The organism is Massilia sp. LjRoot122, from assembly GCF_964252725.1.
Taxonomy (GTDB): domain Bacteria; phylum Pseudomonadota; class Gammaproteobacteria; order Burkholderiales; family Burkholderiaceae_D; genus Telluria.
On the sequence record NZ_CAXUPB020000001.1, the window covers coordinates 4,392,175 to 4,419,156 of the forward strand.

Consider the following 26,982-nt stretch of genomic DNA (forward strand, 5'->3'; position numbering starts at 1 on the left):
GAGTATGCCAGTGTGCCGAGCGATTCCGGTCCCGATCTAAGTCAATTGATTTTAGTCAATGCCCGCGCCGCCGGGCGCGCGACCATGGAGCTGCCGCCCGACATATCGCAAGGAGCCGTCATGGAACCAGGTGCCCTCTTGCCGGACGAACTGGACACGTCCCGTGACCAGCCGCCGGTCCGCTTCATCCCCACGCCCAGCGCCCCCTACCAGCAGCAGCACCGCCTCGCGAGGCTGCTCGAGCAGCCGCCCGGGCCGGCCGACGAGCCGCAGGCCGAAGCGCCGCCGCTGCCGCACGCCTTCGGGGCGCGCGTGCTGATGTGGAAGCAGGACCCCTCGGTGGGCGAGATCGGCACCCGCCGCGCCTGGCTGCCCGGCCCGGTCCTGGCCGGCCCGCGCGACGCCCGCATCGCCCCGGGCACGCCCGGCATCGATCCGGTCGAGCCGAACGCCCTGGGCGACTTCGTCACCCAGCCGGACACCCCGCAGTTCGACGCGGTGCACACCTTCGCGGTGGTGCGCCAGACCCTGACCATGTACCAGCGCGCCCTGCTCGCGGCCGGCCTCGACATGCCCCTGCCCTGGCAGTGGAACACCAGCATGGATACGCGCCCGCTGGCGGTCTATCCCTACGGCCTGCCGAACGTGATGAACGCCTTCTACAGCCGCACCCAGGCCTGCCTGAAGTTCGGCGACTTCATTCCCCCAGGGGAGGGAGGGGCGCAGTTGGGTGAATCTGCGCGCGTCTACACCTGCCGCTCCTTCGACATCGTGGCCCACGAGACCGCGCACGCGGTGCTCGACGGCCTCAAGCCGCAGTGGCTGCTGGCCGATGCCCCGCCCCAGACCGGCGGCCTGCACGAAGCCTTCGGCGACCTCACCGCGATCTTCCTGGCCCTGTCACAGCTCGACCAGTGCGAGGCGGTGGTGGCCCAGACCCGGGCCCACCTGCACGACAAGACCTACCTGGCCGACATCGCCGAGCAGTTCGGGATGGCACTCGGCGGCGCCAGCTCCCTGCGCAACGCCGACAACGACCTGACGCTGTCGCAGGCCGGCACCCAGGTGCATGCGATCTCGCAGGTGTTCACCGGCGCCATGTACGACGTGCTGGCCGACATGTTCGCCTACGAGCGCAATCCCCTGCTGGACGACTGCGCCGCCGTGCTGCACCGGGTGGCCGCCTACCTGCGCGGACTGCTGCTGCGCGCCCTGATCGCCGCCCCCGACAGCGCCGCCAGCTACGTGGACGTGGTCAACCAGATGCTGCGCATCGTCCAGGAAGACGGCAAGCCGGCCATCTATGGCGCCTTCATCCGCAACCAGTTCGCGCGCCGCGAGGTGGTCGAGCAGCCCGGCACCGTAGCAACCGACGCCGGCGCACCGGCCGGGCCGCTGGCGCCGAAGGTCTGCGACCAGCCCGGCGCACGCCAGGACCGGCGCGCCTGCTGCGGCACCATGAACCTGCCCGAGTATTACCGGATGGAGCGGGTGCTCGACAGCGAAGCCCAGGCGCTGGCGCGCTGGTGCGCGGCCAATGGCCGCCTCGGCGAATGCCTCGTGCCCGCGTCGGTCGTCGTTCCGGTCGCCGCAGTGGCGGACCAGGCATGAAAATCAGCGCGCGCGCCTGCGGCGGCTTCGCCGGCCTGGCCGAAGCCTACGACCTCGACACCGCCGCCCACCCCGGCGGCGGCGAGTTCGAAACGCTCCTGCAGCGCCTCGACTTCTTCTCGGCGGCGCCCAGCTGTCCGATCGGGGCCGACCTGCCGCGCTGGGAAATCACGGTCGAAGACGGTGCGCGCTGCCACACCGTCTTCGTGCGCGAGGACGGCAGCGGCGGCGACTGGCAGTCCCTGCTGGACCGGCTGCGGACGACTGCCTGAGCGTCCCGGGCCCTGCGGCGCGCCGTCACGGCCCACATTTGCTTATATATATTGTGTATAAGCCTAATTTGTAGGAAAAGCCGAATTGCCCTAAAATACAGTGCTTTGCAAGTCCCGCCGGCCCAGTCAGCGCCCGGCGCCGCGACACCATACAAACTAATAGGACTGTTATGACCCACGTTGTCACCGAATCGTGCATCCGTTGTCGTTACACCGACTGCGTCGATGTATGCCCGGTAGATTGTTTCCGGGAAGGCCCAAATTTCCTCGCCATCGACCCTGACGAGTGCATCGACTGCGCCGTCTGCGTGGCCGAGTGCCCGGTGAACGCGATCTATGCGGAAGAAGACGTGCCGTCGGATCAGCAGCAGTTCATCAAGATCAATGCCGACCTGTCGCGCTTCTGGCCGTCGATCACCAAGACCAAGCCGGCCCTGCCGGACGCGGACGAGTGGAAAGACGTCAAGGACAAGCTGGACCAGCTGGCCCGCTGATTCCCCAGGCAGGGCCCGCCAGGGCCCTGCCAGCGCAGGTTCGTCAATCATGGCACACTAGCTGCCATCGTCACATCTATACCCAAATACAGAAAGTTAAGCGCATGACTATCAGTGCCTCCCACGAAGCGGGCAGCATCGCTCCCAACAGCTCGTTCGCCGGCGCGATCGATGCCGATGCCGTGATCATCGGCGCCGGTCCGGTCGGCCTGTTCCAGGTCTTCGAACTCGGCCTCCTCGAGATCAAGGCCCACGTCATCGATTCGCTGCCGGCCGTCGGCGGCCAGTGCGTGGAACTGTATCCGGACAAGCCGATCTACGACATCCCGGCCGTGCCGGTGTGCACCGGCCAGGAACTGACCGACAACCTGCTCAAGCAGATCGAGCCCTTCGAGCCGACCTTCCACCTGGGCCAGGAAGTCACCACCGTGCAGCGCCGCGAAGACGGCCGCTTCAACGTCGAGACCTCGACCGGCACGCGCTTCATCACCAAGACCATCTTCATCGCGGCCGGCGTCGGTTCCTTCCAGGCGCGCACCATGAAGGTCGACGGCATCGAAAAGTTCGACAACAGCCAGCTGTTCTACCGCGTCAAGGATCCGGCACTGTTCGAAGGCAAGAACCTGGTCATCTGCGGCGGCGGCGACTCCGCGCTGGACTGGGCCCTGAACTTCGTCGGCAAGGCCGAGTCGGTCGTGCTGCTGCACCGCCGCGAGGACTTCCGCGCCGCGCCGGCCTCGGTCGCCAAGATGAAGGCCCTCTGCGACGAATACGAAATGCAGCTGATCATCGGCCAGGTCACCGGCTTCGACGAGACCGATGGCAAGCTCAGCGAAGTGAAGGTCACCGGCGCCGACGGCGTCACCCGCCGCGTGCCGCTGGACATGCTGCTGGTGTTCTTCGGCCTGTCGCCGAAGCTGGGTCCGATCGCCGAATGGGGCCTGGACATCGAACGCAAGCAGCTCAAGGTCGTGGACACCGAGAAGTTCGAGACCAATGTGCCGGGCATCTTCGCGGTGGGCGACATCAACACCTACCCGGGCAAGAAGAAGCTGATCCTGTCGGGCTTCCACGAAGCCGCGCTGGCCGCCTTCGGCGCCGCGCCCTACATCTTCCCGGACAAGAAGATCCACATGCAGTACACGACGACCTCGCCGAAACTGCACAAGATCCTCGGCGTCGAGACCCCGGTCTTCGACTGATCCGAACGACAAGCAATACTAAAAATGCCGCCCGGCGCAAGCCCGGCGGCATTTTTTATTCCATCGATGTTCAGTTAGTGCGGCGCAACACAATACCGTGTCGGACAGGGCCTACCTGCTTATGTGGGCCGGTTCACGGAGCGGTATTGCACAAATATGCTACAACTGGTCTATGCAAACGGGATGTGAAAACGACTGTTTCCACAAGTAAATGACTATCCCCTATAATTGATTACAGTCACGCGCAACGATTGCACGGGCCATTCCCCACGAAGGAAAACTTTATGCTTTACCAACTCCACGAGATGCAACGTTCCTTCCTGACCCCGCTGATGCAGTGGGCAGATGCGTCCTCAAAACTGTTCTCCAACCCCGTTTCGCCCTTCGCGCACACGCCGTTCGCGCAGCGTATCGCTGCCGGCTACGAGCTGATGTACCGCCTCGGCAAGGATTACGAAAAGCCGGCCTTCGGCATCAAGAGCGTCTCCATCAAGGGTGCCGAGGTCGGCATCATCGAGCGCACGGTGCTCGAAAAGCCGTTCTGCAAGCTCCTCCATTTCAAGAAAGACCTGAGCGACAAGGATTTTGCCGCGCTGGAACAGCCGAGCGTGCTGGTCGTGGCGCCGCTGTCCGGCCACCATGCCACCCTGCTGCGCGACACCGTGCGCGCCCTGCTGGTCGAGCATGACGTCTTCATCACCGACTGGACCGACGCCCGCATGGTGCCGCTGTCGAACGGCCCCTTCCACCTCGACGACTACATCTACTACGTCCAGGACTTCATCCGCCACCTCGGCCCGGACGTGCACGTGATCTCGGTGTGCCAGCCGACCGTACCGGTGCTGGCCGCGATCTCGCTGATGGCGACCAACAAGGACCCGAAGCTGCCGAAGACCATGACCATGATGGGCGGCCCGATCGACCCGCGCAAGTCGCCGACCGCGGTGAACGACCTGGCGGTCGAAAAGCCGTTCTCGTGGTTCGAGAACACCGTGATCTACTCGGTGCCGGGCAACTACCCGGGCTTCGGCCGCAAGGTCTATCCGGGCTTCCTGCAGCATGCCGGCTTCATCGCAATGAACCCGGGCCGCCACGCCCAGAGCCACCGCGAGTTCTACTCGCACCTGGTGCAGGGTGATGACGACTCGGCCGAGGCGCACCGCCAGTTCTACGACGAATACAACGCCGTGCTCGACATGCCGGCCGAGTACTACCTCGACACGATCAAGACCGTGTTCCAGGAACACCGCCTGCCGAAGGGCACCTGGGAAGTCGGCGGCCAGCTGGTGCGTCCGCAGGACATCAAGACGGTGGCGCTGTTCACCGTCGAGGGCGAGCTGGACGACATTTCCGGCCTCGGCCAGACCCGCGCCGCGCACGACCTGTGCAGCGGCATCCCGAAGGACAAGCACCTCGAGTTCGTGGCACCCAAATGCGGCCACTACGGCATCTTCTCGGGCCGCCGCTGGCGCGAGATCATCTGCCCGAAGATCGGGGAGTTCATCCGGGCGCATGCCTGATTGACGTAAAAAATGCCGGAGCTTGCTCCGGCATTTTTGTTTGGGCTACCGACTGCTTTACGAACTTGGATCCCGGCGAAGGCCGGGATCCAATTCCGTCGAATAGCCACAGCCATACTTCTACCTCCCCACCAACACCTCCTGCACCACCCCGGTCGCAATCGCCACCAGCGCATACTCGCTCCCCGCCTGCACCCACTGGTGCCCCGGCGGCGGCTCGGTCAGGCGATGCGCCTTCCAGTTCTCCACCACGAAATGATGGGTCCGGTAGCGCGGCGGCAGCTGCTCGCCGCGCTTGAGCTGGCCGCTGGCCGCCACGCTGCGGTAGGGACCGGGTTTGGCCGACTTGGCCTGCTGCACGCGCGCTTCCTGTTCGCCGCGCTGGTGCGCCTGGGCCGCGGCGCCACCGGCCAGCACCGCGGCGACCAGCAGCGGAACGATGATCCTGTTCATATGAGCTCCTCTCAGCGTCGAGGTCCCAGTACACCACGCACGGACGCTGCAGTCTGTTCGCTCCAGCACGGAGGCGCGTGGGTCGCACCGCTCCCGGTTTTGGCGGATAATGTCGGCTTTACCGCTCCACCCCGCGCCGTGACCAAGACCCTCGCCGACCAGATCGAAGACGTACTGCCGCAGACGCAATGCACGAAGTGCGGCTACCCCGCATGCCGTCCGTATGCGGAAGCGATCGCGCGCGGCGAAGCCGGGATCAACCAGTGCCCGCCCGGCGGCATCGAAGGCGTGCGCCGCCTGTCCAGCGTCACCGGACGCCCGGTGATCCCGATCAACCCGGCCAACGGCATCGAACGCCCGCGCCCGGTCGCTTTCATCGACGAGTCGCTCTGCATCGGCTGCACGCTGTGCATCCAGGCCTGCCCGGTGGACGCCATCCTGGGCGCAGCCAAGCAGATGCACACCATCCTGCCGAGCCTGTGCACCGGCTGCGACCTGTGCGTGGCGCCCTGCCCGGTCGACTGCATCTCGATGCTGCCCGTGACGGGTGAACGCACCGGCTGGGACGCCTGGTCGCAGGAGGCCGCCGATGCGGCGCGTGCGCGCCACGACTTCCGCAGCGAGCGCCTGCAGCGCGAACGCGATGAGAACGATGCGCGCCTGGCCGCCAAGGCGCTGGAAAAGATGCGTGCGGTGACGGCCGAAGTAACGAACACGCCGGAAGAGCTGGCGGAAAAGGAACGCAAGCGCGCCATCATCGCCGCCGCGATGGAGCGCGCGCGCCAGAAGGCGGCCGGCAATCCTCCCGACAAAGCCTGACGACCGATGAATCCCGCCAAACGCTTAGAGATCTTCACGCGCTTCCGCGCCGCCAATCCGAAGCCGACCACCGAGCTCGAGTTCACCACGCCTTTCGAGCTGCTGATCGCGGTGCTGCTGTCGGCGCAGTCGACCGACGTCGGCGTCAACAAGGCCACGCGCCGACTCTACCCGGTGGCGAACACGCCGCAAGCCATCCTCGACCTCGGCCTGGACGAACTCAAGTCCACCATCTCGACCATCGGCCTGTACAACACCAAGGCGGCCAATGTCATGGCGACCTGCCGGATCCTGGTGGAGCAGCATGGCGGCGAGGTGCCGCGCGCGCGCGAGGCCCTGGAAGCCCTGCCGGGCGTGGGCCGCAAGACCGCCAACGTGGTGCTGAACACCGCCTTCGGCGAGCCGACCATGGCGGTCGACACCCACATCTTCCGGGTGTCGAATCGGACGAAGATTGCACCGGGCAAGAACGTCGACATCGTCGAGCAGAAGCTGCTCAAGTTCGTGCCGAAGGATTTCCTGCACGACGCCCACCACTGGCTGATCCTGCACGGCCGCTACACCTGCGTGGCGCGCAAGCCGAAGTGCTGGAACTGCCTGATCAAGGACCTGTGCGAGTTCAAGGACAAGACGCCCGCGCCTGCGGGCGTGCTGGACCCGGCCGCCGACCTGGCCAGCGAAGTGGCGGAACTCGGCTAAGTACTTAGCTTCAGCCGAGGCGTTTTTCTCCGGTGGCGAACGAGGCGCGCGCAATGCGACCGTCGACCACTTCGTACACGCACAGCATTTCCACCGTACCGCGCCCCTCCGGGAAGTTGCGGGTCACGATCTCGAGGTCGGTGACGAAGTTGCCGAGTACCGAGCGCGTAAGCAGGCGGGCCTGCAGGTCGGGCTCGAGGAAGCGCTCCTGGTAGCGCGGGCGGATCTGGTCGTGGCCTTGTGCCAGCAGCGCACCGTGCAGGGCGAACTGCTGCGCGTCCGCGGCATAGGTGCGCATCAGCGCGTCGAGGTCCTTGGCATTGTAGGCATCGAGCTGCGCCTGGACGACGGCGAGGGGAGAAGTCGGGTTCATGGGCTCCGTGAGTAGATGAAAAAAATGCGCCCCGGCTGCTTACAGCAGCACCAGGTTATCCCGGTGGACCAGCTCCGGCCCTTCGACATACCCGAGGATGCGCTCGATCTCGGCCGAGGAATGGCGCATGATGCGCCGCACTTCGCTGCTGGTGTAGTTGGTCAGGCCGCGCGCCAGCGGCTTGCCCGCTTCGTCGATGCAAGTGATCACCTGCCCACGCCCGAACTCGCCGCGCACGGCGACGACGCCGATCGGCAGCAGTGACTTGCCTTCCCTGGTGAGCTTCTGCACGGCGCCGGCGTCGAGCACCACCTCGCCGGTGGTGTGCAGGTGGTCGATCATCCACTGGCGGCGCGCGGTCAGGCGGCCGGTCGGCGCGGTCAGCTGGGTGCCGATGGCTTCGCCAGCGGCCAGGCGCACCAGCACGTCCTGCTCGCGGCCCCAGGCGATGACGGTATGGGCGCCCGAGCGCGCCGCGCGCCGGGCTGCCAGCACCTTGGTCAGCATGCCGCCGCGCCCAAGGCTGGAACCAGCGCCGCCGGCCATCGCTTCGAGTGCCGGATCGCCCGCCTGTGCCTCCTGGATCAGGTGCGCGGCCGGATCCTTGCGCGGATCGGCGGAGAACAGGCCGCGCTGGTCGGTCAGGATCACCAGAACGTCGGCCTCGATCAGGTTGGCGACCAGCGCGCCCAGGGTATCGTTGTCGCCGAACTTGATCTCGTCGGTGACGACGGTGTCGTTCTCGTTGATGATCGGGACCACGCCCAGGCGCAGCAGGGTCGTCAGCGTCGAGCGCGCATTCAGGTAGCGTTCGCGGTCGGCCAGGTCGGCGTGGGTCAGCAGCACCTGGGCGGTGCCGATGCCGTGGGTGCGGAAGCTGGTTTCGTAGATCTGGGCCAGGCCCATCTGGCCACAAGCGGCGCAGGCCTGCAGTTCGTGGATGTCGGTCGGGCGCGCCGTGAAGCCGAGGCGCAGCATGCCTTCGGCGATCGCGCCCGAGGACACCAGCACGACTTCCTTGCCAAGGCCGCGCAGGGCGGCGATCTGGGCGGCCCAGCGGGCGATGGCGGTATGGTCGAGGCCCCTGCCCTCGTCGGTGACGAGCGAGGAACCGACCTTGACGATGATGCGGGAGGCTTGCTGGAGGGCTGAGTGATGGGCTGAGTTCATGTCGACAGGAATTTTCCTCGCGGCCGTAAGGCCAGCAGGGAAAGTCCTGCCAACAACTCGACCGCGCAGACTGCTAATAATACCCCCTTCGGCAGCCCGATCGCGAAAGCCGCGGCCAGGCGCCCGGCTGGCTGGGCCAGGAGGAACAATGCGGTGAGGTCGACGAGCAGGGGCTGGTCGCCCTGTCTCGCTGCCAGCAGCGCCAGCATCGCGGTAGCGAGGCGCATGCCCACGTAGACGGCGTAGAACTGGCTGTAGCCGTTCACGCCGACGAGAAAGATGCCCATCGCCGACGCAATGCGGTCGGGATCGAGCATGGCCGCCAGGGCCGCCAGCGAACTGACGGTGGCGAGGACTTGCAGCAGCTGGCTGCGCAGCCAGCTGCGGTTCAGCACAGCTGCGTTCAACTTGGCGCCTTAATCCTCAAGGATTTTGAAGCGCGGATCGTCCGGGTCGATCGAATGGATGCCGCGTGCTTCCTCGGTCATCGTGGTCTCTTCGGCGCGATGCTCGCTGTGGCGCTTTTCTTCGAGGTGCAGGTAGATCGCGTTGACCAGGTCCTGGCAGCCTTCGCGGTTCAGCGCCGAGATCTCGAACACCGGGCCCTTCCAGGCCAGGCGCTTGACGAAGTCCTTGACGCGCTTCTTGCGCTCGGATTCATCGACCACGTCGAGCTTGTTCAGCACCAGCCAGCGCGGCTTGTTCAGCAGCTCTTCGTCGTACTTCTCGAGTTCCTTGATCAGGGCCTTGGCTTCCTTGACCGGATCGACGTTGGCATCGAAGGAGGACAGGTCGACGATGTGCAGCAGCAGGCCGGTACGCGCCAGGTGGCGCAGGAACTGGTGACCCAGGCCGGCGCCTTCGGCCGCGCCTTCGATCAGGCCCGGGATGTCGGCGATCACGAAGCTCTTCTCGTGCGACACGCGCACCACGCCCAGGTTCGGGTGCAGGGTGGTGAACGGATAGTCGGCGATCTTCGGCTTGGCGTTCGACACGGCGGTGATGAAGGTCGACTTGCCGGCGTTCGGCATGCCCAGCAGGCCGACGTCGGCCAGCACCTTCAGTTCCAGGCGCAGGGTGCGGCGCTGGCCTTCCTTGCCTTCGGTCTTCTGGCGCGGCGCGCGGTTGGTCGAGGTCTTGAAGTGGATGTTGCCCCAGCCGCCCTCGCCGCCTTGCGCCAGCAGTTCGGTCTGGCCGTGCTCGGTCAGGTCGGCGATGATCTCGCCGTTGACGTCGTCCACGATCAGGGTGCCCACCGGCATGCGCAGATAGACGTCCTCGGCGCCCTTGCCGTAGCAGTCGGAGCCGCGGCCCGGTTCGCCGTTGCGGGCGTGGTGGGTCTTCGAGTAGCGGAAGTCCACCAGGGTGTTGATGTTACGGTCGGCCACCACGTAGATCGAGCCGCCCTTGCCGCCGTCGCCGCCGTCCGGGCCGCCGAATGGGCGGAACTTCTCGCGGCGGAACGAGGCGCACCCGTTGCCGCCGTCGCCGGCGATGACTTCAATTCTTGCTTCGTCGATAAACTTCATGATGGTGACCGATAAAAACTAAAAAGGCCCTACCGTGGGCAGAGCCTTTCGATGGAAGGCTTGCGCCTTGCAAAGAAGCGCCGCAGAACGCGCGGCGCGTGTGCTTAATTAAGCAGCGACTGCTTCGTTAGCAACGACGGTCACGAACTGCTTCGAGCCCACGCCTTGCTTGACGAACTTGACGGTACCGTCGACCAGCGCGAACAGGGTGTGATCCTTGCCGGTGCCGACGTTGGTGCCAGCGCGCACCGGGGTGCCGCGTTGACGGATGATGATGCCGCCGGCGTTGATCGCCTGGCCGCCGTAGACTTTCACGCCAAGGCGTTTGCTTTCTGAGTCACGGCCGTTGCGGGTAGTACCGCCACCTTTTTTGTGTGCCATTTATTTGCTCCTTGATGAATGAACTTGGTGAATCGAACGGCGATTAGCCGTTGATCGACACCACCTGGATTTCGGTGAAGTTCTGGCGATGGCCCTGACGCTTCTGGTAGTGCTTACGACGGCGCATCTTGAAGATGCGGACCTTGTCGTGGCGACCGTGGGAAACAACTTTCACCAGGACCGAGGCACCTTCGACCAGCGGAGCACCAAACTTGATGCTATCGCCCGCGCCGAGCGCGAGAACTTGATCGATGGTGAGTTCGGAACCAATGTCAGCAGGTATCTGTTCTACTTTGAGTTTTTCGCCAGCGACAACTTTATACTGCTTGCCACCGGTTTTTATGACCGCGTACATGATTGAAACCTCATCAAATGTTAAAAGAATCCCGCCGGCGTCGAGACGCTGGACTGTTCGGATGCCGGGGAACAGGGGATTATACATAACTCGCTGCAGCGCGTCAAAAGGCCTTGACGATTCGGCCGGGATCGTGTTGTCGGCGTAGCACAATGCCAACAATGCTCCCGGCCGGCGTTTCGCTCGCCGCGGCGACTGATAAGCCATCAGTGGGACAGGCTTTCTTGCATGACGTATAATCCCGGCACTAATACTCACCGTTTATTGCAGGTTCGCCTTGTCAGCCGCTACCCAACACGCCCAGAACAACATCGCCCAATCGATCGCCACCGACATGGAGGCCGTGAACGCGGTGATCCGACAGCGACTGCAGTCGGAAGTGAGCCTGGTGAACCAGATCTCCGAGTACATCATCAGCGCGGGCGGCAAGCGGATCCGGCCGGTGCTGGTCCTGCTGCTGGCGAACGCCTACGGCTACAAGGGCACGGCCCACCACGAGCTGGCGGCGGTGGTCGAGTTCATCCACACCGCGACCCTGCTGCACGACGACGTGGTCGACGAATCCTCGATGCGCCGCGGCCGCCAGACGGCGAACGCCCTGTTCGGCAACGCGGCCTCGGTGCTGGTCGGCGACTATCTGTACTCGCGCTCTTTCGAGATGATGACCAGCCTCGACAACATGCGCGTGATGAGCATCCTGTCGCGCGCGACCACCGTGATCGCCGAAGGCGAAGTGCTGCAGTTGCTGAACATGCACGACCCCGACGTGACCCACGAGAGCTACCTGAAGGTGATCCGCTCCAAGACCGCCAAGCTGTTCGAAGCGGCGGCCGAGCTGGGCGCCCTGATCGGCGGCGCGAGCGACGCCCAGATCGAAGCGGCCGGCGAATACGGCCGCTCGCTGGGCACGGCCTTCCAGCTGATCGACGACGTACTGGACTACGCCGGCGACGCCGCCGAGATCGGCAAGAACCTGGGCGACGACCTGCGCGAAGGCAAGCCTACCCTGCCGCTGATCTGGCTGATGGAAAACGGCAGCGACGACCAGCGCCAGCTGGTGCGCAGCTGCATCGAACACGGCGACGAGGAACAGTTCGAGGCGGTGCTGGCGGCGGTGAGCTCGAGCGGCGCGCTGGACTATACCCGCAAGCAGGCGGAACAGGCGGGACGGCGCGCGGCCGAGGCGATCTCCGGCCTGCCGGACAGTATCTACAAGGCCAGCCTGCTCCAGCTCTGCAGCTTCGCTGTTGACAGGAACCACTGAGCAAATTATAGTAATGCCTTCCCGAGATTTCGGAAACGCGATCTCAAACCGTCGGGGTGTAGCTTAGCCCGGTAGAGCGCTACGTTCGGGACGTAGAGGCCGGAGGTTCGAATCCTCTCACCCCGACCAAAAGAATTCTGGAAAAGCCCAAGTGTTCAAGCACTTGGGCTTTTTTGCTTTTAGCGTGATCGAGTCCCGCCAATGTCACGCTGCCCTTCCTACCGGTTCGCCGGAACCAAAGCGGCCGGCCTTATACTGCGTTCCTTATAGTATTTTTGAATCAGATGAATAACGATAAAGTTCCGTCGAGCGTTCTGGTCGTGGAAGACGACGAAAACATCGCCCAGGTGCTCAGCTTCATGCTGGAACGACAGGGTTATGGCGTAACCCGCCTGGCCGACGGTCGCGCCGCCGCCGCCCATATCGCCGCCGCCAGCCCACCCGGCCTGGTGCTGCTGGATGTAATGCTGCCCTATATCGACGGCTTCGAGCTGGTGCGCATCATCCGCGAGCAAGCCGGCTGGTCCGGCGTTCCGATACTGATGCTGACGGCCAAGAATACCGAGCGCGACACCGTGCGCGCGCTCGACGCCGGCGCCAACGATTACGTCATCAAGCCGTTCCAGCCGAACGAATTGCTGGCGCGGGTGCGGCGCTACCTGACGGTGCGGGCATGAACCGGGGCGCGTCCACGGCCGCCCTGGTGGCCTTGGCGGCGCTGGCCGCCCCCGCCGCCGGCGCCGACACCAGCCTGCGCCTTGCGGGCGCCACCGAACACCTCAGCAACGGCAGCCCAGCCTGGAGGGAAAGCACGGCCGGGGTCCAGCTTGGCTTCGCACCGCGCCAGCTGCTCGACCTGTCGGTGGCCGACGTGCACCGCTTCGGCCTGCACGACAGCCAGTTTGCCGCCAGCGCCACGCTGCCACTCTCGGCGGCGCTGACCGCCACCGTCGACGCCAACGCCAGCCCCACACACCGGGTGCTGGCGCGCCGCTCCCTTGGCGCGGCGCTGCAATACGAATTCGCACCGCGCTGGCTGCTGCACGGCGGCGCCCGCGCCAGCAGCTACGACAGCGCCACCGTCAACGGCTACCAGTTCGCGCTGGAGCACTATATTGGCCGCTACAGCGTCATGCTGGGATGGCGGCCGACGCGCGCCTTCGGGGCCACCGCGCACGGCGCCGAGCTGCGCGCCAACCTCTACTATGGAGAGCGCAATTCGGTCGGCGTCATCGCCGCCGGCGGCAAGGAGGCAGCCAGCGTGCCGGGCAGCGTGGTCCTGACCGACGTGCGTTCGCTGGCCCTGCTCGGGCGCCACTGGTTCGATCCGCACTGGTCCCTTACCTGGGGCGCCAGCTATGTGCGCCAGGGCAGCCTGTACACACGCAAGGGTATGAATGCCGGCCTCCAGTACGCTTTCTGACCCGTTCATCGCTGCGGCCGTGTGGGCCGGGCTGGGCGCGCTCGGGCTCACTTTGCTGCTGAGTTTGCAAATCGTCGCCATGCGGGTCCGGCTGCGCCGGCGCCAGGCCGCCGAGGCAGTCGTCCTGGCGCGCTGGCGGCCGGTGCTCAACGCCGCCGTCGTGGGCGAGCTGCCGGCCGAAGGCAGCACTGGCCTGCCGCCCATGTTGCCGGGTGACCGCCTGCCCTTCCTGCGCTTGTGGGTGCACCTGCAGGGATCGGTGCGCGGCGAAGCCGGCGACACTCTCAATGCGCTGGCGCGTCGCCTGCGCCTGGACGAAGAGGCGCTGGCGATGCTGGCGCGCGGCCCGCGCACCGCGCGCCTGCTTGCCGCGCTGGTGCTGGGCCACCTGCGCGAACGGCGCGCCTGGCCCGACCTGCTGGAGCTGTCCTCCGACGCCGACAATACGCTGTCGCTGACCGCGCTCTGGGCGCTGGTGCGGATCGATCCCGAGGCCGCCGCCGATTACCTGACGCCGATGTTCATCGAGCGCGAAGACTGGGCGTTGTCGCACGTGGCCGGCATCCTCCAGCAGGCCAGCGCGCCGGCCGCCGCTGCGCTGGCGCGGATTCTGCCCTCGCTCGGCGAAGCGAAGCTGCCGCGCGCGCTGCGCATCGCCGAGGCACTGCGGCTGAGCTTGCCGCCCAGCGTGCTGGGAGCGGCGCTGGCCAGTCCGGCGGTGCCGGTGGTCATCGCCGCGCTGCGCAGCGTGCTCACGCCGGAAACCATCGGCCAGGTGCGTACCCTGCTGGAGCACGAGGACTGGCAGGTGCGGGTACAGGCCGCCCGCGCCCTCGGGCGTGTAGGTGAACGCGCCGACGCCGGACGCCTGGCCGGCCTGCTGGGCGATCCGCATTGGTGGGTGCGTTACCGCGCCGCCGAGGCGCTACGCGACCTGCCGGCCCTGAGCCGCGCCGACCTGGAGGCGCTGCGCGCGTCGCTGACCGACCGCTTCGCGGCCGACATCCTGGCCCAGGTCATGGCCGAGGGGAGCCCCGCATGAGCATCCATCCCGACATCGTCACCTGGGTGACCTGGTTCGTACTGCTGTATTTCATTGCCCTCAACGGCGGCTACCTGCTGCTCAACATGTTCGCCTTGCGCGCCCTGCGCCGCAAGGGAGAGGAACAGTTCCTGAACGAGCTGCCGCGCGCCTACTCGGGGCTGGAGCCGCCGGTCAGCATCCTGGTCCCGGCCTACAACGAAGAAGCCACCATCGCCGCCTCGATCCGCTCGATGCTGCAGCTGAGCTACGCGGAGTTCGAGATCATCGTCATCAACGACGGCTCGAAGGACGCCACCCTCGAGGTGCTGCAACGCGAGTTCGCCCTGCTGCCCTTCCCGGAAGCCTACCGGCGCCAGCTCGCTACCAAGGAGGTGCGGCAGATCTACCGCTCCACGCGCTACCCGAACGTGCGCGTGATCGACAAAGTCAACGGCGGCAAGGCCGATTCGCTCAACGCCGGCATCAATGCCTCGCGCTATCCCCTGTTCTGCGGCGTCGACGCCGATTCGATCCTGCAGCGCGACAGCCTGGCCAAGGTGACCGAACCCTTCCTGCGCGACGCCACCGTGGTGGCCACCGGCGGCACGGTACGCATCGCCAACGGCTGCGAGGTCAGCGGCGGCTTCCTGACCCGGGTCGGCTTGCCCAGCAATCCCTGGGCGATGTTCCAGGTGGTCGAATACCTGCGCGCTTTCCTGTTCGGACGCCTCGGCTGGTCTTCGCTGAACGGCATGCTGATCATCTCGGGCGCCTTCGGCGTGTTCCGCAAGGACGCGGTGGTGCTGGCCGGCGGCTACCGGGTCGACACCATCGGCGAAGACATGGAACTGGTGGTGCGCATGCACCGCCTGCTGCGTGCGCGCCGCCAGCCCTACCGGATCGAGTTCGTGCCCGATCCGGTATGCTGGACCGAGGCCCCGGAAGACATGCGCACGCTGAAGAACCAGCGCATCCGCTGGCAGCGCGGCCTAGCCGAAAGCCTGAATGCCAACTGGGGCCTGCCGCTGTCGCGCAATGGCGGCGTGCCCGGCTGGCTGGCGTTTCCCTTCATGCTGGCCTTCGAGTGGCTCGGCCCACTGATCGAACTGGGCGGCTACGGCTTCATGCTGATCGCATTTTTCAGCGGTGCGATTTCCTGGCAGGCCTTCAGCGCCTTCCTGTTCGTCGCCATCGGCATGGGCATCCTGCTGTCGGCCTCCGGCCTGCTGCTGGAAGAGATGTCCTTCCACCTGTACCCGCGCGGCAAGCAGCTGCTGGCCCTGGCTGGCGTCGTGATCCTGGAAAACTTCGGCTACCGCCAGCTCAACACGGTCTGGCGCCTGACCGGCCTGTACCGTTGGGCCATGCAGAAGGAATCGAGCTGGGGGGCGATGCGGCGCAAAGGCAACTGGCAAAGCGGCGCCGGCAAATGAGCGCGGCTCCCGGCGCATGCGCGCTACGCTAGCGGCATGTCCCGCTCGATCCTGCGCCGTCTGCTGCCCCTGCTGTCGCTGATTCCCATGGGTCCGGCCCACTGCGCCTACCTGCACCTGTGCCCGGCGGCGGCGCCGCCGCCGGGTTCCATTCTGGCCAGTGCGGCTGCCGCCGACGGCAGCGCGCTGCGCTTCGTCGTCACCGACCGGCCGGCGCCAGCCGGGTGCAGCTCGCTGGCGCTCGGCGGCGCCCGCGTCGAGTCCCTGCACGCGCCGGGCCCGCAAGCGCGCGGCGCGGCCGCCATCGTGCTGCAGGGCGAACAGCAGGACGGCCGCTTCGTGGTGCGCGAGCAGACCCTGGTGCTCCCCGAACGTCCCGGACAGCCCGCCACGCCCGCGGCCATGCCGCTCCGCAGCAACCTGCTGGGTGCCATGCGGGTGGCGACCTACGGCAGCGAGGAGCGGGTCCAGGCCCGCCTCGAAGCTGGACGGCTGCACGTGGCCTGCCAGGCCGGCGTCCGGCCCGCCGGCGTGCTGCTGGGCGGGCCATGGCCGCTGCCGCTGCTGCGGGGAGCGATGCAGCTGCGCTTTCTTGGCCACGGGCAGTTCGCCTGGCGCGCCGCCGACGCCGCACAGGCGGCGCGCGAAACCGCGCTCGACATGGGAACACTCAGCGCGACCGGTGCGGAGTCGAGCCTGCGCCTGGGGCTGCCCCCGGGACTCGAACGGGCCAGCTGGCGCCAGTTCGTACTCGCCTGTCCCGCTGGTCCCGCCACGCTGGAACTGCGCGAACTGGCGCTCGAGCCCGATCCTGCCGCAGCGCGGCAGCGGCCGGCGCCACGCTCGACCTGGGTCTGGAACCACAGCGACTGGCGCGAGCACGGCGCCGCCCTGCTCGACTGGGCCGTGGAAGCAGGAGTAGGCGAACTGTTCATCGCGGTGCCGATCGCAGGCGACCGGGTGCGCGAACCTGGGGCGCTGGCAGCGTTCGTGCAGGCCGCCGGTGCGCGCGGCATTGCCGTCAGCGCAGTCGAGGGCGACCCGCATTTGGTGCTCCCGGCCGAGCGCGCCGCCGGCGCCGCCCGCGCGCGGGCGCTGGCAAGCTACAACAGGACGGCGGCACCGGCAGCGCGCCTGGCCAGCCTGCAGTTCGACATCGAGCCCTACCTGCTGCCACCGGACGTGCTGGCGCCGTCCCGGCTCGAACGCGACTACCTGGACACCGCCGCAGCGCTGCGCGCCGCCGCAGGCGAGCTTCCGCTCGATTTCGTCCTGCCGTTCTGGTGGGCCGGCAAACGCGAACTGCTCGGCGCCCTGGCGCGCAGCGCCGACGCCGTCACGGTGATGGACTACCGCACCGCGCCGGACCAGATCGTTGCCTTCGCCATTCCTTTCCTCGACTGGGGCGCGGCGCATGGCAAGCGGGTGCGCATCGCCCTCGAGGCTGGCCCGCTGGCGCCTGCGACCGAGCGCCATTACCGCGCCGGTCCATCCGGCGGCGCGGGCGATATGCTGCTGCTCGAACTCGGCGGCCATGCGGTGCTGGCGCTGCTGCGCGAACCGCTGTCCATCCCGGGCGCCCAGCCATACCGGCTGGCCGCCACCCGGCCGATCGACGGTTCCGCCACCAGTTTTCATGGGGACCGTGCAGCGCTCCGCGCGCTGCTGCCGCGCCTGGAGGCCGACTTCGGCGCCTGGCCGGGTTTCGCCGGCATTGCGCTGCACGGGCTGCGCTGAGCCGCGGCCTGGCCAGATCAGGCGGCCGGCAGCTCCACGGTGAAGCAGGTGCCCTGGCCGGGCACGGTATGGAAGGTGATCGTGCCGCCGTGCTCCTCGATGATCGCCTTGCTGATGGCCAGCCCCAGACCGGTGCCGCCGCGCGTGCGGGTATCGGCGCCGTCGGCCTGCGCGAAGCGCTCGAATATACGGGCCTGGAAGGCCGGCGCGATGCCTGGTCCCTCGTCGGCCACGCTCAGGCGCAGCTTGCCTGCTGACTGCGCCAGGCCCACCGTGACCGCCCCGCCGGATGGTGTGAACTTGATCGCATTGGACAGCAGGTTGGTCAACACCTGCTCGATGCGATCCGGGTCGATCCTGGCCGCGCAGTGCTCGGCCTCGGCCTGCCAGTCATGCCGGAGCACGACGCCGGTCCGGGAGGCCTGTGCTTCCATCGCCGCCAGCGCGTGCCGGGCGAGCGGCAGCAGCCGCTGAGGCGCGCGCGCAAACTCCATGTGTCCGGCTTCCATCTTCTGGAGGTCAAGCAAGTCGTTCACCAGCCGCATCAGGCGTTCGCTGCTTTGGCTGGCGATGGCGGTCAGGCGCGCCGCATCCGGGGGAAGTTCGCCAGCCATACCGTCGGACAGCATCGACAGCGAGGCCTGGATCGACGTCAGGGGTGTGCGCAGCTCGTGCGAGACCGTGGACACGAATTCACTCTTCATCTGCTCGACTTTCTTGCGTTCGGAGATATCGTGCAGGAAGACGCTGAAGAAGGCGTCCGCGCCTTCGCCGGCCAGGGCGGTCGTCATCTCGATGGGGAAATCGCGGCCGGACTGGTCGATCACGGTGCGCTCGAAGCGGCCGTCGAGCATCGGCGGGCGGATGCCCTGGCGGAAGTTGTGCAAGGCCTTTCCGAGGCTGGCGCGGTGCCGTTCCGGCAGCACCAGTTCAGCCAGCGGCCAGCCAAGCACTTCGCTGCGGCGCCAGCCGAACATACGCTCGGCCGCATGGTTCCAGTCGAGTATCATGCCGCGCTGGTCGACCGCGATATAGGCGTCCTGGGCCGCTTCCACGATGGCGTTGATGCGCTGCTCATTGGCGCGTACGGCATCCAGCGCGCGTTCCAGTTCGGCGGTTCGCTCTTCGACGCGCTCTTCGAGTGTAGCGTTGAGGTCGCGCAAGGCCGCCCGCTGCTGGACCAGGTCGGCCACCAGCCTGTTGATGGTGGTGGAGAGCGCTTCCACCTCGAAATAATCCTTTGCGTTGGGCACCAGCTCCCCGGCCTCGCCGCGCCCGAGGCGCTCGGCCGATGCAGCCAGCGCGCCAAGCGGACGCGTGATGCGTTGCGCCACCAGCAGGCCGGCGATCGAAAACAGCACTGCCAGCGCGGCGCCGCTCCACAGCGCCCGCGCACGCAGCAGCCGCACCGGCGCATAGGCGTCGTCGATGTTTTGGCGCACCAGGACGGTCCAGCCCAGGCCCGGGTAGCTGCCCCGCCCCACGGTCGCGCTGTAGCCAACCAGGTAGGACTGGCCGTCCGGCCACTGCTCGACCACGAAGCCGGTGCGCTTCTGCTGGGCCAGCCGAAGGCTGGGCGTGGCGACCTTCCGGCCCTGCAGCCCTGGGGGCCCCAGCAACACCACGCCCTCGCGGCTCACGATGAGCGCCTGCACTCGCCCACGCTGCTGGACCGGCGCGATGATCGAGCGTTCAACGTCGCGTGCCCATTGCCACGAGAGATGCACGCCCAGCACGCCGGCGGTACTGCCGTCCAAGCCCGTGAATGGGAAGGCGACGTCGACGAAGCGGCGCGGCTCGCCGTTCTCGCCGGGCAGCAGCTTGGCCAGCTTGACCGCCTCGTGCACATCGCCGACGTGAATGCCGGCCAGGGCGTTCCTGAACCAGGGGCGCTGCGACACGTCGACTCCTTCCAGCAGGCCGCGTGCCTCGACGATCACCCGGCCGTCCAGGCCGGTCAGGCCGACCCAGTCGTAATAGCCGTAGGTTTGCTGGATATCGGTCAGGACCTGGCGCCGCTCGTCCGTGGAGACGCTTGCGTCGCGCAGGGTCCGCCGGCGCACCATGAGGCTGACTTCACGGTAGCGCTCGCTCATGCCACGATCGAGCTTGTCGGCAGTCTGGTGCGCCAGCTCGCCGAGACCATGGCCGATACTGTCCTTGACCTGTTCGGTCGAGGCGCGCTCCACGACCTCGACCAGCAGCAGGGTCAGGATGACGGTCAACAGGGAAAACGCCAGCGCGAGCCAGGCGCCAAGCCCGCGCCGGCGGGGCTGGATCGATCGAAGAAAAAGCATGTGCAGCAAGCCCGCAACGGGAATAGTTGCGTCAGCGTAACACAGTCACGCTGCTGGACGGCCCGGTCCCGAGCATTTCGCCGGGAACTGAGGGCTTGCCGCAACAGGCCAGCGCGCTGGGCCTGGCTGCGAGCTAGCGGTCCAGCGCCAGCAGTTGCCGGATCTCCGGCAGGCAGGAACCGCAATTGCCGCCGGCGCGCGTGCAGGCGGTCACGCCTGCGGCGTCCAGCAGGCCGTGCTCCTTGATCGCACTGCAGATCGTATTGCGTCCCACGCCGAAGCACGAGCACACCGTCGGGCCGGGATCGAGACCCTGCACCGGCGGACGCCCGGCGAGCAGGGTCGCCCGGTCCTTGGCCGACACTTCGTCCTGAACGAACAGGCCGCCCAGCCAGCTCCGGGCCGGCAGGTCCGGCCGGCGCGACACGAACAGGCAGGCCTGCAGGCGGCCATCGACCAGCAGCGCGCAGCGCAGCATGCCCTCCGACTTGTCCTGGTATTCGATCCAGTCCGCGTCCTCGTCCGCCCCACCCAACAGCACTTTCGCCCACTCCGGCGAGACCGCCTCGCGCCCGCCCAGTTCATACCGTATGAAACCCGCGCCGCGCACCCGCGTCCAGTGGGCCACGCGTGCGAGGTCCAGCTCTTCACGGCTCAAGATGAAGCCGTGCCAGGCCACCCCAAAGGGTTCGATGCGCACCGGCGTGTGCTTGAACTCGGGTTCGCCCGAGACCGGGTCGACTTCCGGATTGACCACGGCGCCGACCCGCGCATCCGAGGCGGTCTGGCCGTTCCAGTGGATCGGCACGAAGGCGGCGCCGCGCGCGATGCCGCCGCTGTGCGCCACCCGCGCCACCATCGCGCCCCAGCGGCTGGTGACGCGTGCCAGTTCGCCCTCGCGCACGCCGCTGAGCAGGGCGTCGTGCGGATGCAGGTCGACGAAGGGTTCGGGAGCGTGGCCGGCAAGGCGCGGCGACTTGCCGGTGCGGGTCATGGTATGCCACTGGTCGCGCAGGCGCCCGGTGTTCAGCGCCAGCGGGAATTCGCCGCCGGGGGCGTGCACCGGCGCGCGCGGCGCGGTCGCGACGAAGCGCGCCTTGCCGTCGGGGTGGGAGAAGCGGCCGTCGGCAAACAGGCGCTCAGTGCCCTCGCGGCGGCGCAGGACCGGCCATTGCAGCGGCTCCAGCGCGTCATAGGCGGCGCGGTCCATGCCAACCAGGCCGTCGATCCGGAAGGCGCGCGGGAGCTCGCCTGCCTCGTTGCGCCAGGTCGAGAGCCGGGCGTGCTCGTCGAAGATCTGGTGCACGCCCTCGTAATCGAAGCCGCGGAAACCCATGCGCTGCGCGACCTGGCAGATCGCCTGCCAGTCGCTTCTTGCCTCGCCCGGCGCCGGCAGGAAGCCGCGCTGGCGCGAGATGCAGCGCTCGGAATTGGTGACCGTGCCGTCCTTTTCGCCCCAGCCGAGGGCGGGCAGCAGCACGTGTCCCAGCGCGGCGGTGTCGGTGGCGCCGCTCATGTCCGATACCACCACCATTTCGCAGCGCTGCAGCGCGCGTTTCACCTGGTCGGCGTCCGGCAGGCTGACCACCGGGTTGGTCGCCATGATCCACACGGCCTTGACCTTGCCCGCTTCGATCGCACGGAACAGGTCGACCGCCTTCAGCCCGGGCTTGTCGGCGATGCGCGGGGAATCCCAGAAGCTGCGCACGGCCTCGCGGTGGGCCGCCTTGTCCAGGTCGAGGTGACTGGCCAGCATGTTGGCGAGGCCGCCCACTTCGCGCCCGCCCATCGCATTCGGCTGGCCCGTCAGCGAGAACGGCCCCATGCCCGGCTGGCCGATGCGGCCGGTGAGCAGGTGGCAGTTGATGATGCTGTTGACCTTGTCCGTGCCGCTCGAGGACTGGTTGACGCCCTGCGAGAAGGCGGTGACCACTTTACCGGTCGCGGCGAACATGTCGTAGAACTCGGCCAGCTTGTGCGGATCGACGCCGCAGGTACGGGCGACCGAGGCGATGTCGGCGCAGCCGGCCGCTACTTCCAGTGCGGCGTCGAGGCCATCCGTGTGGGCGGCAACGAAGGCATGGTCGGCGGCGCCGGCGCGCGCCAGGTGGGTAAGGAGGCCGTTGAACAGCCAGACGTCGGTACCGGCCTTGACCGGCAGGTGCAGGTCGGCCAGTTCGCAGGTGGCGGTACGGCGCGGGTCGATCGCGACGATGCGCATCGACGGGCGCGCTTCCTTGGCCTTGGCGATGCGCTGGAACAGGGTCGGGTGGCACCAGGCCGTGTTCGAGCCGACCAGCACGACCAGGTCGGCCAGTTCGAAGTCCTCGTAGCAGCCGGGCACCAGGTCTTCGCCGAAGGCGCGCTTGTGGCCGGCCACCGCCGAGGACATGCACAGGCGCGAATTGGTGTCGATGTTGGCGCTGCCGACGTAGCCCTTCATGAATTTGTTGGCGACGTAGTAATCCTCGGTCAGCAGCTGGCCCGAGACATACATCGCCACCGCGTCCGGGCCGTGCTCGGCGATGATGGATACAAAGCTGGAGGCGACCTTGCCGAGCGCTTCGTCCCAGCTCGCGCTACGCAGCCTGCCCTCCTCGCGGATGGCGGGGGCCAGCAGGCGCCCGTCCAGGCCGAGCGTCTCGCCCAGCGCCGAGCCCTTGACGCACAGGCGGCCGCGGCTCGCCATGTGATCGGGGTCGCCCTCGATCAGGGCGCCGTCCGCCATGGGAGTGGCCTTGATGCCGCAGCCGACGCCGCAGTAGGGACAGGTGGTGCGGACCGCCGAAGCGATCGGAATCATGGGTGCATTCATCAGGCAGCCTCGCACAGGGCCGGGCCGAACAGCAGCCGGTCGCGGAAAGTCGACACGTCGGCGCCGCGCTGGATCAGGTCGAAGTACCAGGGGCCGTCGGACACGTCGCCGTACAGCACCGCGCCGGTGACGCGGTTCCCGGCCAGCACCAGGCGCTTGTACACGCCGGCATGGCGGTCGCGCAGCACCAGGTCTTCGCTGCCTTCGAGGCCGACGATGTCGCCGGCCGAGTACAGGTCGATGCCGGTCACCTTCAGCTTGGTCGCGGTGGCCTGCTGCACGTAGCGGCGGTGCCCGAGGCCAGCCAGGTGGGCCGCGCAGACGCGCGCCTGGTCCCAGATCGGCGCCACCAGGCCGAAGGTGGCCTTGCGGTGCTGGACGCATTCGCCCACGGCGTACACGCGCGGGTCGTAGGTCTGCAGGGTGTCGTCGACCACGATGGCGCGCTCGACGTGCAGGCCGGCCTCGCGGGCCAGCGCCACGTTCGGGCGCACGCCGGCGGCCATCACGACCAGGTCGGCCGGCACTTCGAGGCCGTCGGCGAAGCGTATCGCTTCCACCCTGCCGTTGCCCAGGATGGTCTCGGTCTGGGCGCCGAGCAGGATGCGCAGGCCGCGCCGTTCGAGCGCCAGCTTGAGCAGCAGCGCGGCCTGCGGGTCGAGCTGCTGGTTCATCAGGCTGTTCGTCAGGTGCACCACGGTCACCTGCATGCCCTGCCGCAGCAGGCCGTTGGCCGCTTCCAGCCCGAGCAGGCCGCCGCCGATGACGACGGCGCTGCCGCCGCGCCGGGCCGCGGCCAGCATCACCTCGACGTCGTCGAGGTCGCGAAAGCCGATGACGCCCTCGAGGGTCGACCCCGGCACCGGCACGATGAAGGGGCTGGATCCGGTCGCCAGCAGAAGCCGGTCGTAAGCGACTTCGACTCCCGAACGGGCACGCACGATGCGGCGCTTGCGGTCGATCGCCACCACCGGATCGCCGGCGTGCAGCACGATGCCGTGCTCCGCATACCATTCGCGGGTGTGCAGCACGATGTCCTCGGCCCGCTTCTCGCCGGCCAGCACCGGCGAGAGCAGGATGCGGTTGTAGTTAACACGCGGCTCGGCGCCGAACACGGTGATGTCGTACATGTCCGCGTCGAGCTTGAGCAACTCCTCGACGGTACGCATGCCGGCCATGCCGTTGCCGACCACGACCAGCCTGGGTTTTATGGAGCGATCCATACCTTGCCTCCTTCCACGCGGGCCGGGTAGCTGGCCACCGAATGCTCGGGGGCTTCCAGGCATTCGCCGCTGTGAAGGTCGAAATGCTGCTTGTAGATGGGCGATGCGACGACGATGCGCTCGCCGATGCTGCCGACCAGGCCGCGCGACAGCACGGCTGCCTGGGCGTTGGGGTCGAAGTTGTCGATGGCGAAAACGCGCGGCTCGGCGCCGCCGACGCGGAACACAGCCACCTGGCGATTGTCTACCAGGGCGCAGACGCCCGTGTCGGGCACGATCTCGTCGAGGGCGCAGATGGCGGTCCAGTTCTGAAGCTGCAGGTCACGGTGCATGGTTTTCTCCTTGAGTTCAAGCCGCGCTGGCGGCGATCGGGATGACGCGTCCGCGTCGCTCTTCCGGATTGGCCGGGCGGATCTGGCCGCGCTCCGGCACGAACACGACATTGCTGTCGACCGCTTCGCTGTTGACGAAGTGGCGGAAACGGCGCCGCACTTCCGGATTGGTGACGGCTTCCTTCCATTCGCAGGCATAGGTGTCGACCACGTGCTGCATCTGCGCCTCGAGCTCGGCGGCGATGCCCAGCTTGTCCTCGACCACCACCTGTTTCAGGTAATCCAGGCCGCCCTCGAGGTTCTCGCGCCACACGCTGGTGCGCTGCAGGCGGCCGGCGGTGCGCACGTAGAACATCAGGAAGCGGTCGACCAGCTTGACCACGGTTTCATCATCGATGCCCGAGGCGATCAGTTCCGCATGGCGCGGCTTCATGCCGCCGTTGCCGCAGACGTAGAGGTTCCAGCCTTTCTCGGTGGCGATCAGGCCGACGTCCTTGCCCTGCGCCTCGGCGCATTCGCGGGTGCAGCCGGACACGCCGAACTTGATCTTGTGCGGCGAGCGCAGGCCCTTGTAGCGGTTCTCCAGCGCGATGGCGAAGGCCAGGCTGTCGCCGACGCCGTAACGGCACCAGGTCGAGCCGACGCAGGATTTCACGGTGCGCAGCGACTTGCCGTAGGCGTGGCCGGATTCGAAGCCGGCTGCGATCAGTTCTTCCCAGATGTTCGGCAGCTGCTCCAGGCGGGCGCCGAACAGGTCGACCCGCTGGCCGCCGGTGATCTTGGTGTACAGGCCGTACTTCTTGGCCACCTGCCCCACCGCGATCAGGCCGTCGGCCGTCACTTCGCCGCCCGGCATGCGCGGCACCACCGAATAGGTGCCGTCCTTCTGGATATTGCCGAGGAAGTAGTCGTTCGAATCCTGCAGGCTCGCGTGCTCGGGCTTGAGCACGAAGTCGTTCCAGGCCGAGGCGAGAATATTCGCGACCACCGGCTTGCAGATGTCGCAGCCGAGGCCCTTGCCGTGGCGTGCGATCAGCTCGCCGAAACTGCGGATGCCCTCCACGCGCACCAGGTGGTAGAGCTCCTGGCGCGAGCAGGCGAAGTGCTCGCACAGGTGGTCGTTGACGGCCACGCCCAGCCGGGTCAGCTCGGCGTTCATCACCTGGGTCATCAGGGGTACGCAGCCGCCGCAGGCGGTACCCGCCTTGGTACAGCTCTTGAGCGCACCGATCGAGCCGGCGCCGCCCGCCACCGCCTCGCACAGCGCGCCTTTCGAGACGTCGTTGCAGGAGCAGATCTGGGCGCTGGCGGGCAGCCCGTCGACGCCCAGCGCCGGGCGCGCCGCGCCGTCCAGCTGCGGCAGGATCAGGACTTCGGGCGACTCCGGCAGCGCGATCCCGTTCAGCATCATCTGCAGCAGTTCGCCGTAGGCCGAGGCATCGCCCACCAGCACGGCGCCGATCAGCTGCTTGCCGCAGCTGGAGGTGACGATCTTGCGGTACTCCTGCTTGCGCTCGTCGAGGAACTGGTAGCTGCGGCTGCCGCTGGTGGCGCCGTGCGCGTCGCCGATGCTGGCCACGTCCACGCCCATCAGTTTCAGCTTGGTGCTCATGTCGGCGCCGCTGAAGCTGCCTTCGCCGTTCAGGATGTGCTTCGCCGCGGTGCGCGCCATGTCGTAGCCCGGCGCCACCAGGCCGAACAGCTGACCCTGCCACAGGGCGCATTCGCCGATGGCGTAGATGTGCGGATCGGAAGTCAGGCAGGCGTCGTCGATGACGATGCCGCCGCGCTGGCCGAGGGCGAGGCCGCTGAAGCGCGCCAGCTCGTCGCGCGGACGGATGCCGGCCGAGAACACGATCATGTCGGTGTCCAGGTGGCTGCCGTCGGCGAACTGCATGCGGTGGGTGCCCTCCTCGCCGTCGGCGATGACCAGGGTGTTCTTCTGGGTGTGCACCTGCACGCCCAGCTCTTCGATCTTGTTGCGCAGCACGCGCGCGCCCGGATCGTCGACCTGCACCGCCATCAGGCGCGGCGCGAACTCGACCACGTGGGTCTGCAGGCCCAGGTCGCGCAGCGCCTTGGCGCATTCCAGGCCGAGCAGGCCGCCACCGACCACCACGCCGGTGCGCGAACGGGCGCCGCATTCGCTCATCGCTTCCAGGTCTTCGATGGTGCGGTAGACGAAGCAGTCCTTGCGGTCCGATCCCGGTACCGGCGGCACGAAGGGATAGGAGCCGGTGGCCAGCACCAGCTTGTCGTAGCTGACCGGCGCGCCTTCCGCGAGGGTGACCTGGCGCGCTTCGCGGTCGATGCCGACCACGCGGGTGCCGAGGCGCAGCGACAGTTGCTGGTTCTCGAAGAAGCCGGGCGCCACCAGCGACAGGTCTTGCGCGCTTTTCCCGGCAAAGAATTCGGACAGGTGGACCCGGTCGTATGCCGGGCGCGGTTCTTCGCCCAGGATCGTGACGCGCAGGTCAGGGTCTCCGCTGGCTGCGAGGGTTTCAACGAATTTATGGCCCACCATGCCGTGGCCGACGACGACGATATGCATTGCTC

At 67.4% G+C, this 26,982-nt stretch carries 25 protein-coding genes and 1 tRNA gene; 14 read left to right on the forward strand and 12 right to left on the reverse strand.

All coding sequences use genetic code 11. The annotated features are described in order from the left end of the window. Positions 1 to 120: 120 nt before the first annotated feature. From ACSQ25_RS19205 to ACSQ25_RS19225, 5 genes are all read left to right on the forward strand, one after another. Complete coding sequence (locus ACSQ25_RS19205) at positions 121 to 1,611, forward strand: hypothetical protein (protein ID WP_436107264.1); 1,491 nt, start codon at positions 121 to 123, stop codon at positions 1,609 to 1,611. Next, positions 1,608 to 1,883: a protealysin inhibitor emfourin gene (locus ACSQ25_RS19210; RefSeq protein WP_436107265.1), complete on the forward strand. Its 276-nt coding sequence runs from the start codon at positions 1,608 to 1,610 to the stop codon at positions 1,881 to 1,883. Before ACSQ25_RS19205 ends, ACSQ25_RS19210 begins: the two co-directional genes overlap by 4 nt. 170 nt (positions 1,884 to 2,053) lie before the next feature. Then, a complete protein-coding gene (gene fdxA / locus ACSQ25_RS19215; protein WP_436107266.1) occupies positions 2,054 to 2,377 on the forward strand; it encodes a ferredoxin FdxA in 324 nt (107 codons plus the stop codon). A 104-nt stretch (positions 2,378 to 2,481) separates the two neighbouring features. Continuing rightward, positions 2,482 to 3,579: an NAD(P)/FAD-dependent oxidoreductase gene (locus ACSQ25_RS19220; protein WP_436107267.1), complete on the forward strand. Its 1,098-nt coding sequence runs from the start codon at positions 2,482 to 2,484 to the stop codon at positions 3,577 to 3,579. 284 nt (positions 3,580 to 3,863) lie between these two features. Further along, entirely contained in the window at positions 3,864 to 5,099 is a 1,236-nt protein-coding gene (locus tag ACSQ25_RS19225; protein WP_436107268.1) for a polyhydroxyalkanoate depolymerase, read from the forward strand. A gap of 120 nt (positions 5,100 to 5,219) precedes the next feature. Here ACSQ25_RS19225 and ACSQ25_RS19230 read toward each other — a convergent pair whose 3' ends face one another. Then, on the reverse strand, positions 5,220 to 5,552 hold the full coding sequence (locus tag ACSQ25_RS19230; protein ID WP_436107269.1) for an RcnB family protein: 333 nt from the start codon (positions 5,550 to 5,552) through the stop codon (positions 5,220 to 5,222). Positions 5,553 to 5,690: 138 nt separating this feature from the next. Here ACSQ25_RS19230 and rsxB point away from each other — a divergent pair, with 138 nt between their 5' ends. After that, positions 5,691 to 6,371 carry an electron transport complex subunit RsxB gene (gene rsxB / locus ACSQ25_RS19235; protein WP_436107270.1) on the forward strand — a complete coding sequence of 227 codons (681 nt, stop codon included), beginning with the start codon at positions 5,691 to 5,693 and terminating at the stop codon, positions 6,369 to 6,371. A gap of 6 nt (positions 6,372 to 6,377) precedes the next feature. Continuing rightward, positions 6,378 to 7,070, forward strand: a complete 693-nt coding sequence (gene nth / locus ACSQ25_RS19240; protein WP_436107271.1) for an endonuclease III — start codon at positions 6,378 to 6,380, stop codon at positions 7,068 to 7,070. Positions 7,071 to 7,080: 10 nt separating this feature from the next. On the opposite strand, the gene ACSQ25_RS19245 is transcribed toward nth, so the two are convergent. The 6 genes from ACSQ25_RS19245 to rplU form a co-directional block, all read right to left on the reverse strand. Continuing rightward, a complete protein-coding gene (locus tag ACSQ25_RS19245; RefSeq protein ID WP_436107272.1) occupies positions 7,081 to 7,443 on the reverse strand; it encodes a nuclear transport factor 2 family protein in 363 nt (120 codons plus the stop codon). A 39-nt stretch (positions 7,444 to 7,482) separates the two neighbouring features. After that, positions 7,483 to 8,613: a glutamate 5-kinase gene (gene proB / locus ACSQ25_RS19250; protein WP_436107273.1), complete on the reverse strand. Its 1,131-nt coding sequence runs from the start codon at positions 8,611 to 8,613 to the stop codon at positions 7,483 to 7,485. After that, positions 8,610 to 9,020, reverse strand: a complete 411-nt coding sequence (locus tag ACSQ25_RS19255) for a hypothetical protein (RefSeq protein WP_436107274.1) — start codon at positions 9,018 to 9,020, stop codon at positions 8,610 to 8,612. The genes proB and ACSQ25_RS19255 overlap by 4 nt, the downstream gene beginning before the upstream one ends. A 9-nt stretch (positions 9,021 to 9,029) precedes the next feature. Beyond that, the gene (gene cgtA, locus ACSQ25_RS19260) at positions 9,030 to 10,142 is read right to left on the reverse strand and encodes an Obg family GTPase CgtA (protein WP_436107275.1); all 1,113 of its coding nucleotides are present in this window, start codon (positions 10,140 to 10,142) and stop codon (positions 9,030 to 9,032) included. A 108-nt stretch (positions 10,143 to 10,250) separates the two neighbouring features. Further along, positions 10,251 to 10,523, reverse strand: a complete 273-nt coding sequence (rpmA, locus tag ACSQ25_RS19265; protein WP_027865916.1) for a 50S ribosomal protein L27 — start codon at positions 10,521 to 10,523, stop codon at positions 10,251 to 10,253. Positions 10,524 to 10,566: 43 nt separating this feature from the next. Beyond that, on the reverse strand, positions 10,567 to 10,878 hold the full coding sequence (gene rplU / locus ACSQ25_RS19270; protein ID WP_027865917.1) for a 50S ribosomal protein L21: 312 nt from the start codon (positions 10,876 to 10,878) through the stop codon (positions 10,567 to 10,569). A 277-nt stretch (positions 10,879 to 11,155) separates the two neighbouring features. On the opposite strand from rplU, the gene ispB reads away from it, so the two are divergent. The 7 genes from ispB to ACSQ25_RS19305 all read left to right on the forward strand — a co-directional run bounded on the left by ispB (position 11,156) and on the right by ACSQ25_RS19305 (position 17,759). Continuing rightward, positions 11,156 to 12,142: an octaprenyl diphosphate synthase gene (gene ispB / locus ACSQ25_RS19275; protein WP_436107276.1), complete on the forward strand. Its 987-nt coding sequence runs from the start codon at positions 11,156 to 11,158 to the stop codon at positions 12,140 to 12,142. 52 nt (positions 12,143 to 12,194) lie between these two features. Continuing rightward, positions 12,195 to 12,271: transfer RNA gene (locus tag ACSQ25_RS19280), tRNA-Pro, on the forward strand. Positions 12,272 to 12,426: 155 nt separating this feature from the next. Continuing rightward, positions 12,427 to 12,819: a response regulator transcription factor gene (locus tag ACSQ25_RS19285; RefSeq protein WP_436107277.1), complete on the forward strand. Its 393-nt coding sequence runs from the start codon at positions 12,427 to 12,429 to the stop codon at positions 12,817 to 12,819. Further along, positions 12,816 to 13,565 carry a YaiO family outer membrane beta-barrel protein gene (locus tag ACSQ25_RS19290; RefSeq protein ID WP_436107278.1) on the forward strand — a complete coding sequence of 250 codons (750 nt, stop codon included), beginning with the start codon at positions 12,816 to 12,818 and terminating at the stop codon, positions 13,563 to 13,565. Before ACSQ25_RS19285 ends, ACSQ25_RS19290 begins: the two co-directional genes overlap by 4 nt. After that, a complete protein-coding gene (locus ACSQ25_RS19295) occupies positions 13,540 to 14,607 on the forward strand; it encodes a HEAT repeat domain-containing protein (RefSeq protein ID WP_436107279.1) in 1,068 nt (355 codons plus the stop codon). The genes ACSQ25_RS19290 and ACSQ25_RS19295 overlap by 26 nt, the downstream gene beginning before the upstream one ends. Next, positions 14,604 to 16,022 carry a glycosyltransferase family 2 protein gene (locus ACSQ25_RS19300; protein ID WP_436107280.1) on the forward strand — a complete coding sequence of 473 codons (1,419 nt, stop codon included), beginning with the start codon at positions 14,604 to 14,606 and terminating at the stop codon, positions 16,020 to 16,022. Before ACSQ25_RS19295 ends, ACSQ25_RS19300 begins: the two co-directional genes overlap by 4 nt. 36 nt (positions 16,023 to 16,058) lie before the next feature. Beyond that, positions 16,059 to 17,759 (forward strand): hypothetical protein, encoded by a 1,701-nt coding sequence (locus tag ACSQ25_RS19305; protein WP_436107281.1) that lies wholly within the window; start codon positions 16,059 to 16,061, stop codon positions 17,757 to 17,759. Between the two features lie 17 nt (positions 17,760 to 17,776). On the opposite strand, the gene ACSQ25_RS19310 is transcribed toward ACSQ25_RS19305, so the two are convergent. From ACSQ25_RS19310 to nirB, 5 genes are all read right to left on the reverse strand, one after another. Then, the gene (locus ACSQ25_RS19310; protein ID WP_436107282.1) at positions 17,777 to 20,056 is read right to left on the reverse strand and encodes an ATP-binding protein; all 2,280 of its coding nucleotides are present in this window, start codon (positions 20,054 to 20,056) and stop codon (positions 17,777 to 17,779) included. A 133-nt stretch (positions 20,057 to 20,189) separates the two neighbouring features. Continuing rightward, positions 20,190 to 22,871: a molybdopterin-dependent oxidoreductase gene (locus ACSQ25_RS19315; protein WP_436107283.1), complete on the reverse strand. Its 2,682-nt coding sequence runs from the start codon at positions 22,869 to 22,871 to the stop codon at positions 20,190 to 20,192. Beyond that, complete coding sequence (locus ACSQ25_RS19320; protein WP_436107284.1) at positions 22,871 to 24,094, reverse strand: NAD(P)/FAD-dependent oxidoreductase; 1,224 nt, start codon at positions 24,092 to 24,094, stop codon at positions 22,871 to 22,873. The genes ACSQ25_RS19315 and ACSQ25_RS19320 overlap by 1 nt, the downstream gene beginning before the upstream one ends. Continuing rightward, complete coding sequence (nirD, locus tag ACSQ25_RS19325; RefSeq protein WP_436107285.1) at positions 24,079 to 24,426, reverse strand: nitrite reductase small subunit NirD; 348 nt, start codon at positions 24,424 to 24,426, stop codon at positions 24,079 to 24,081. Before nirD ends, ACSQ25_RS19320 begins: the two co-directional genes overlap by 16 nt. A gap of 16 nt (positions 24,427 to 24,442) precedes the next feature. Beyond that, positions 24,443 to 26,977 (reverse strand): nitrite reductase large subunit NirB, encoded by a 2,535-nt coding sequence (gene nirB / locus ACSQ25_RS19330; RefSeq protein WP_436107286.1) that lies wholly within the window; start codon positions 26,975 to 26,977, stop codon positions 24,443 to 24,445. Between the last annotated feature and the right edge of the window lie 5 nt (positions 26,978 to 26,982).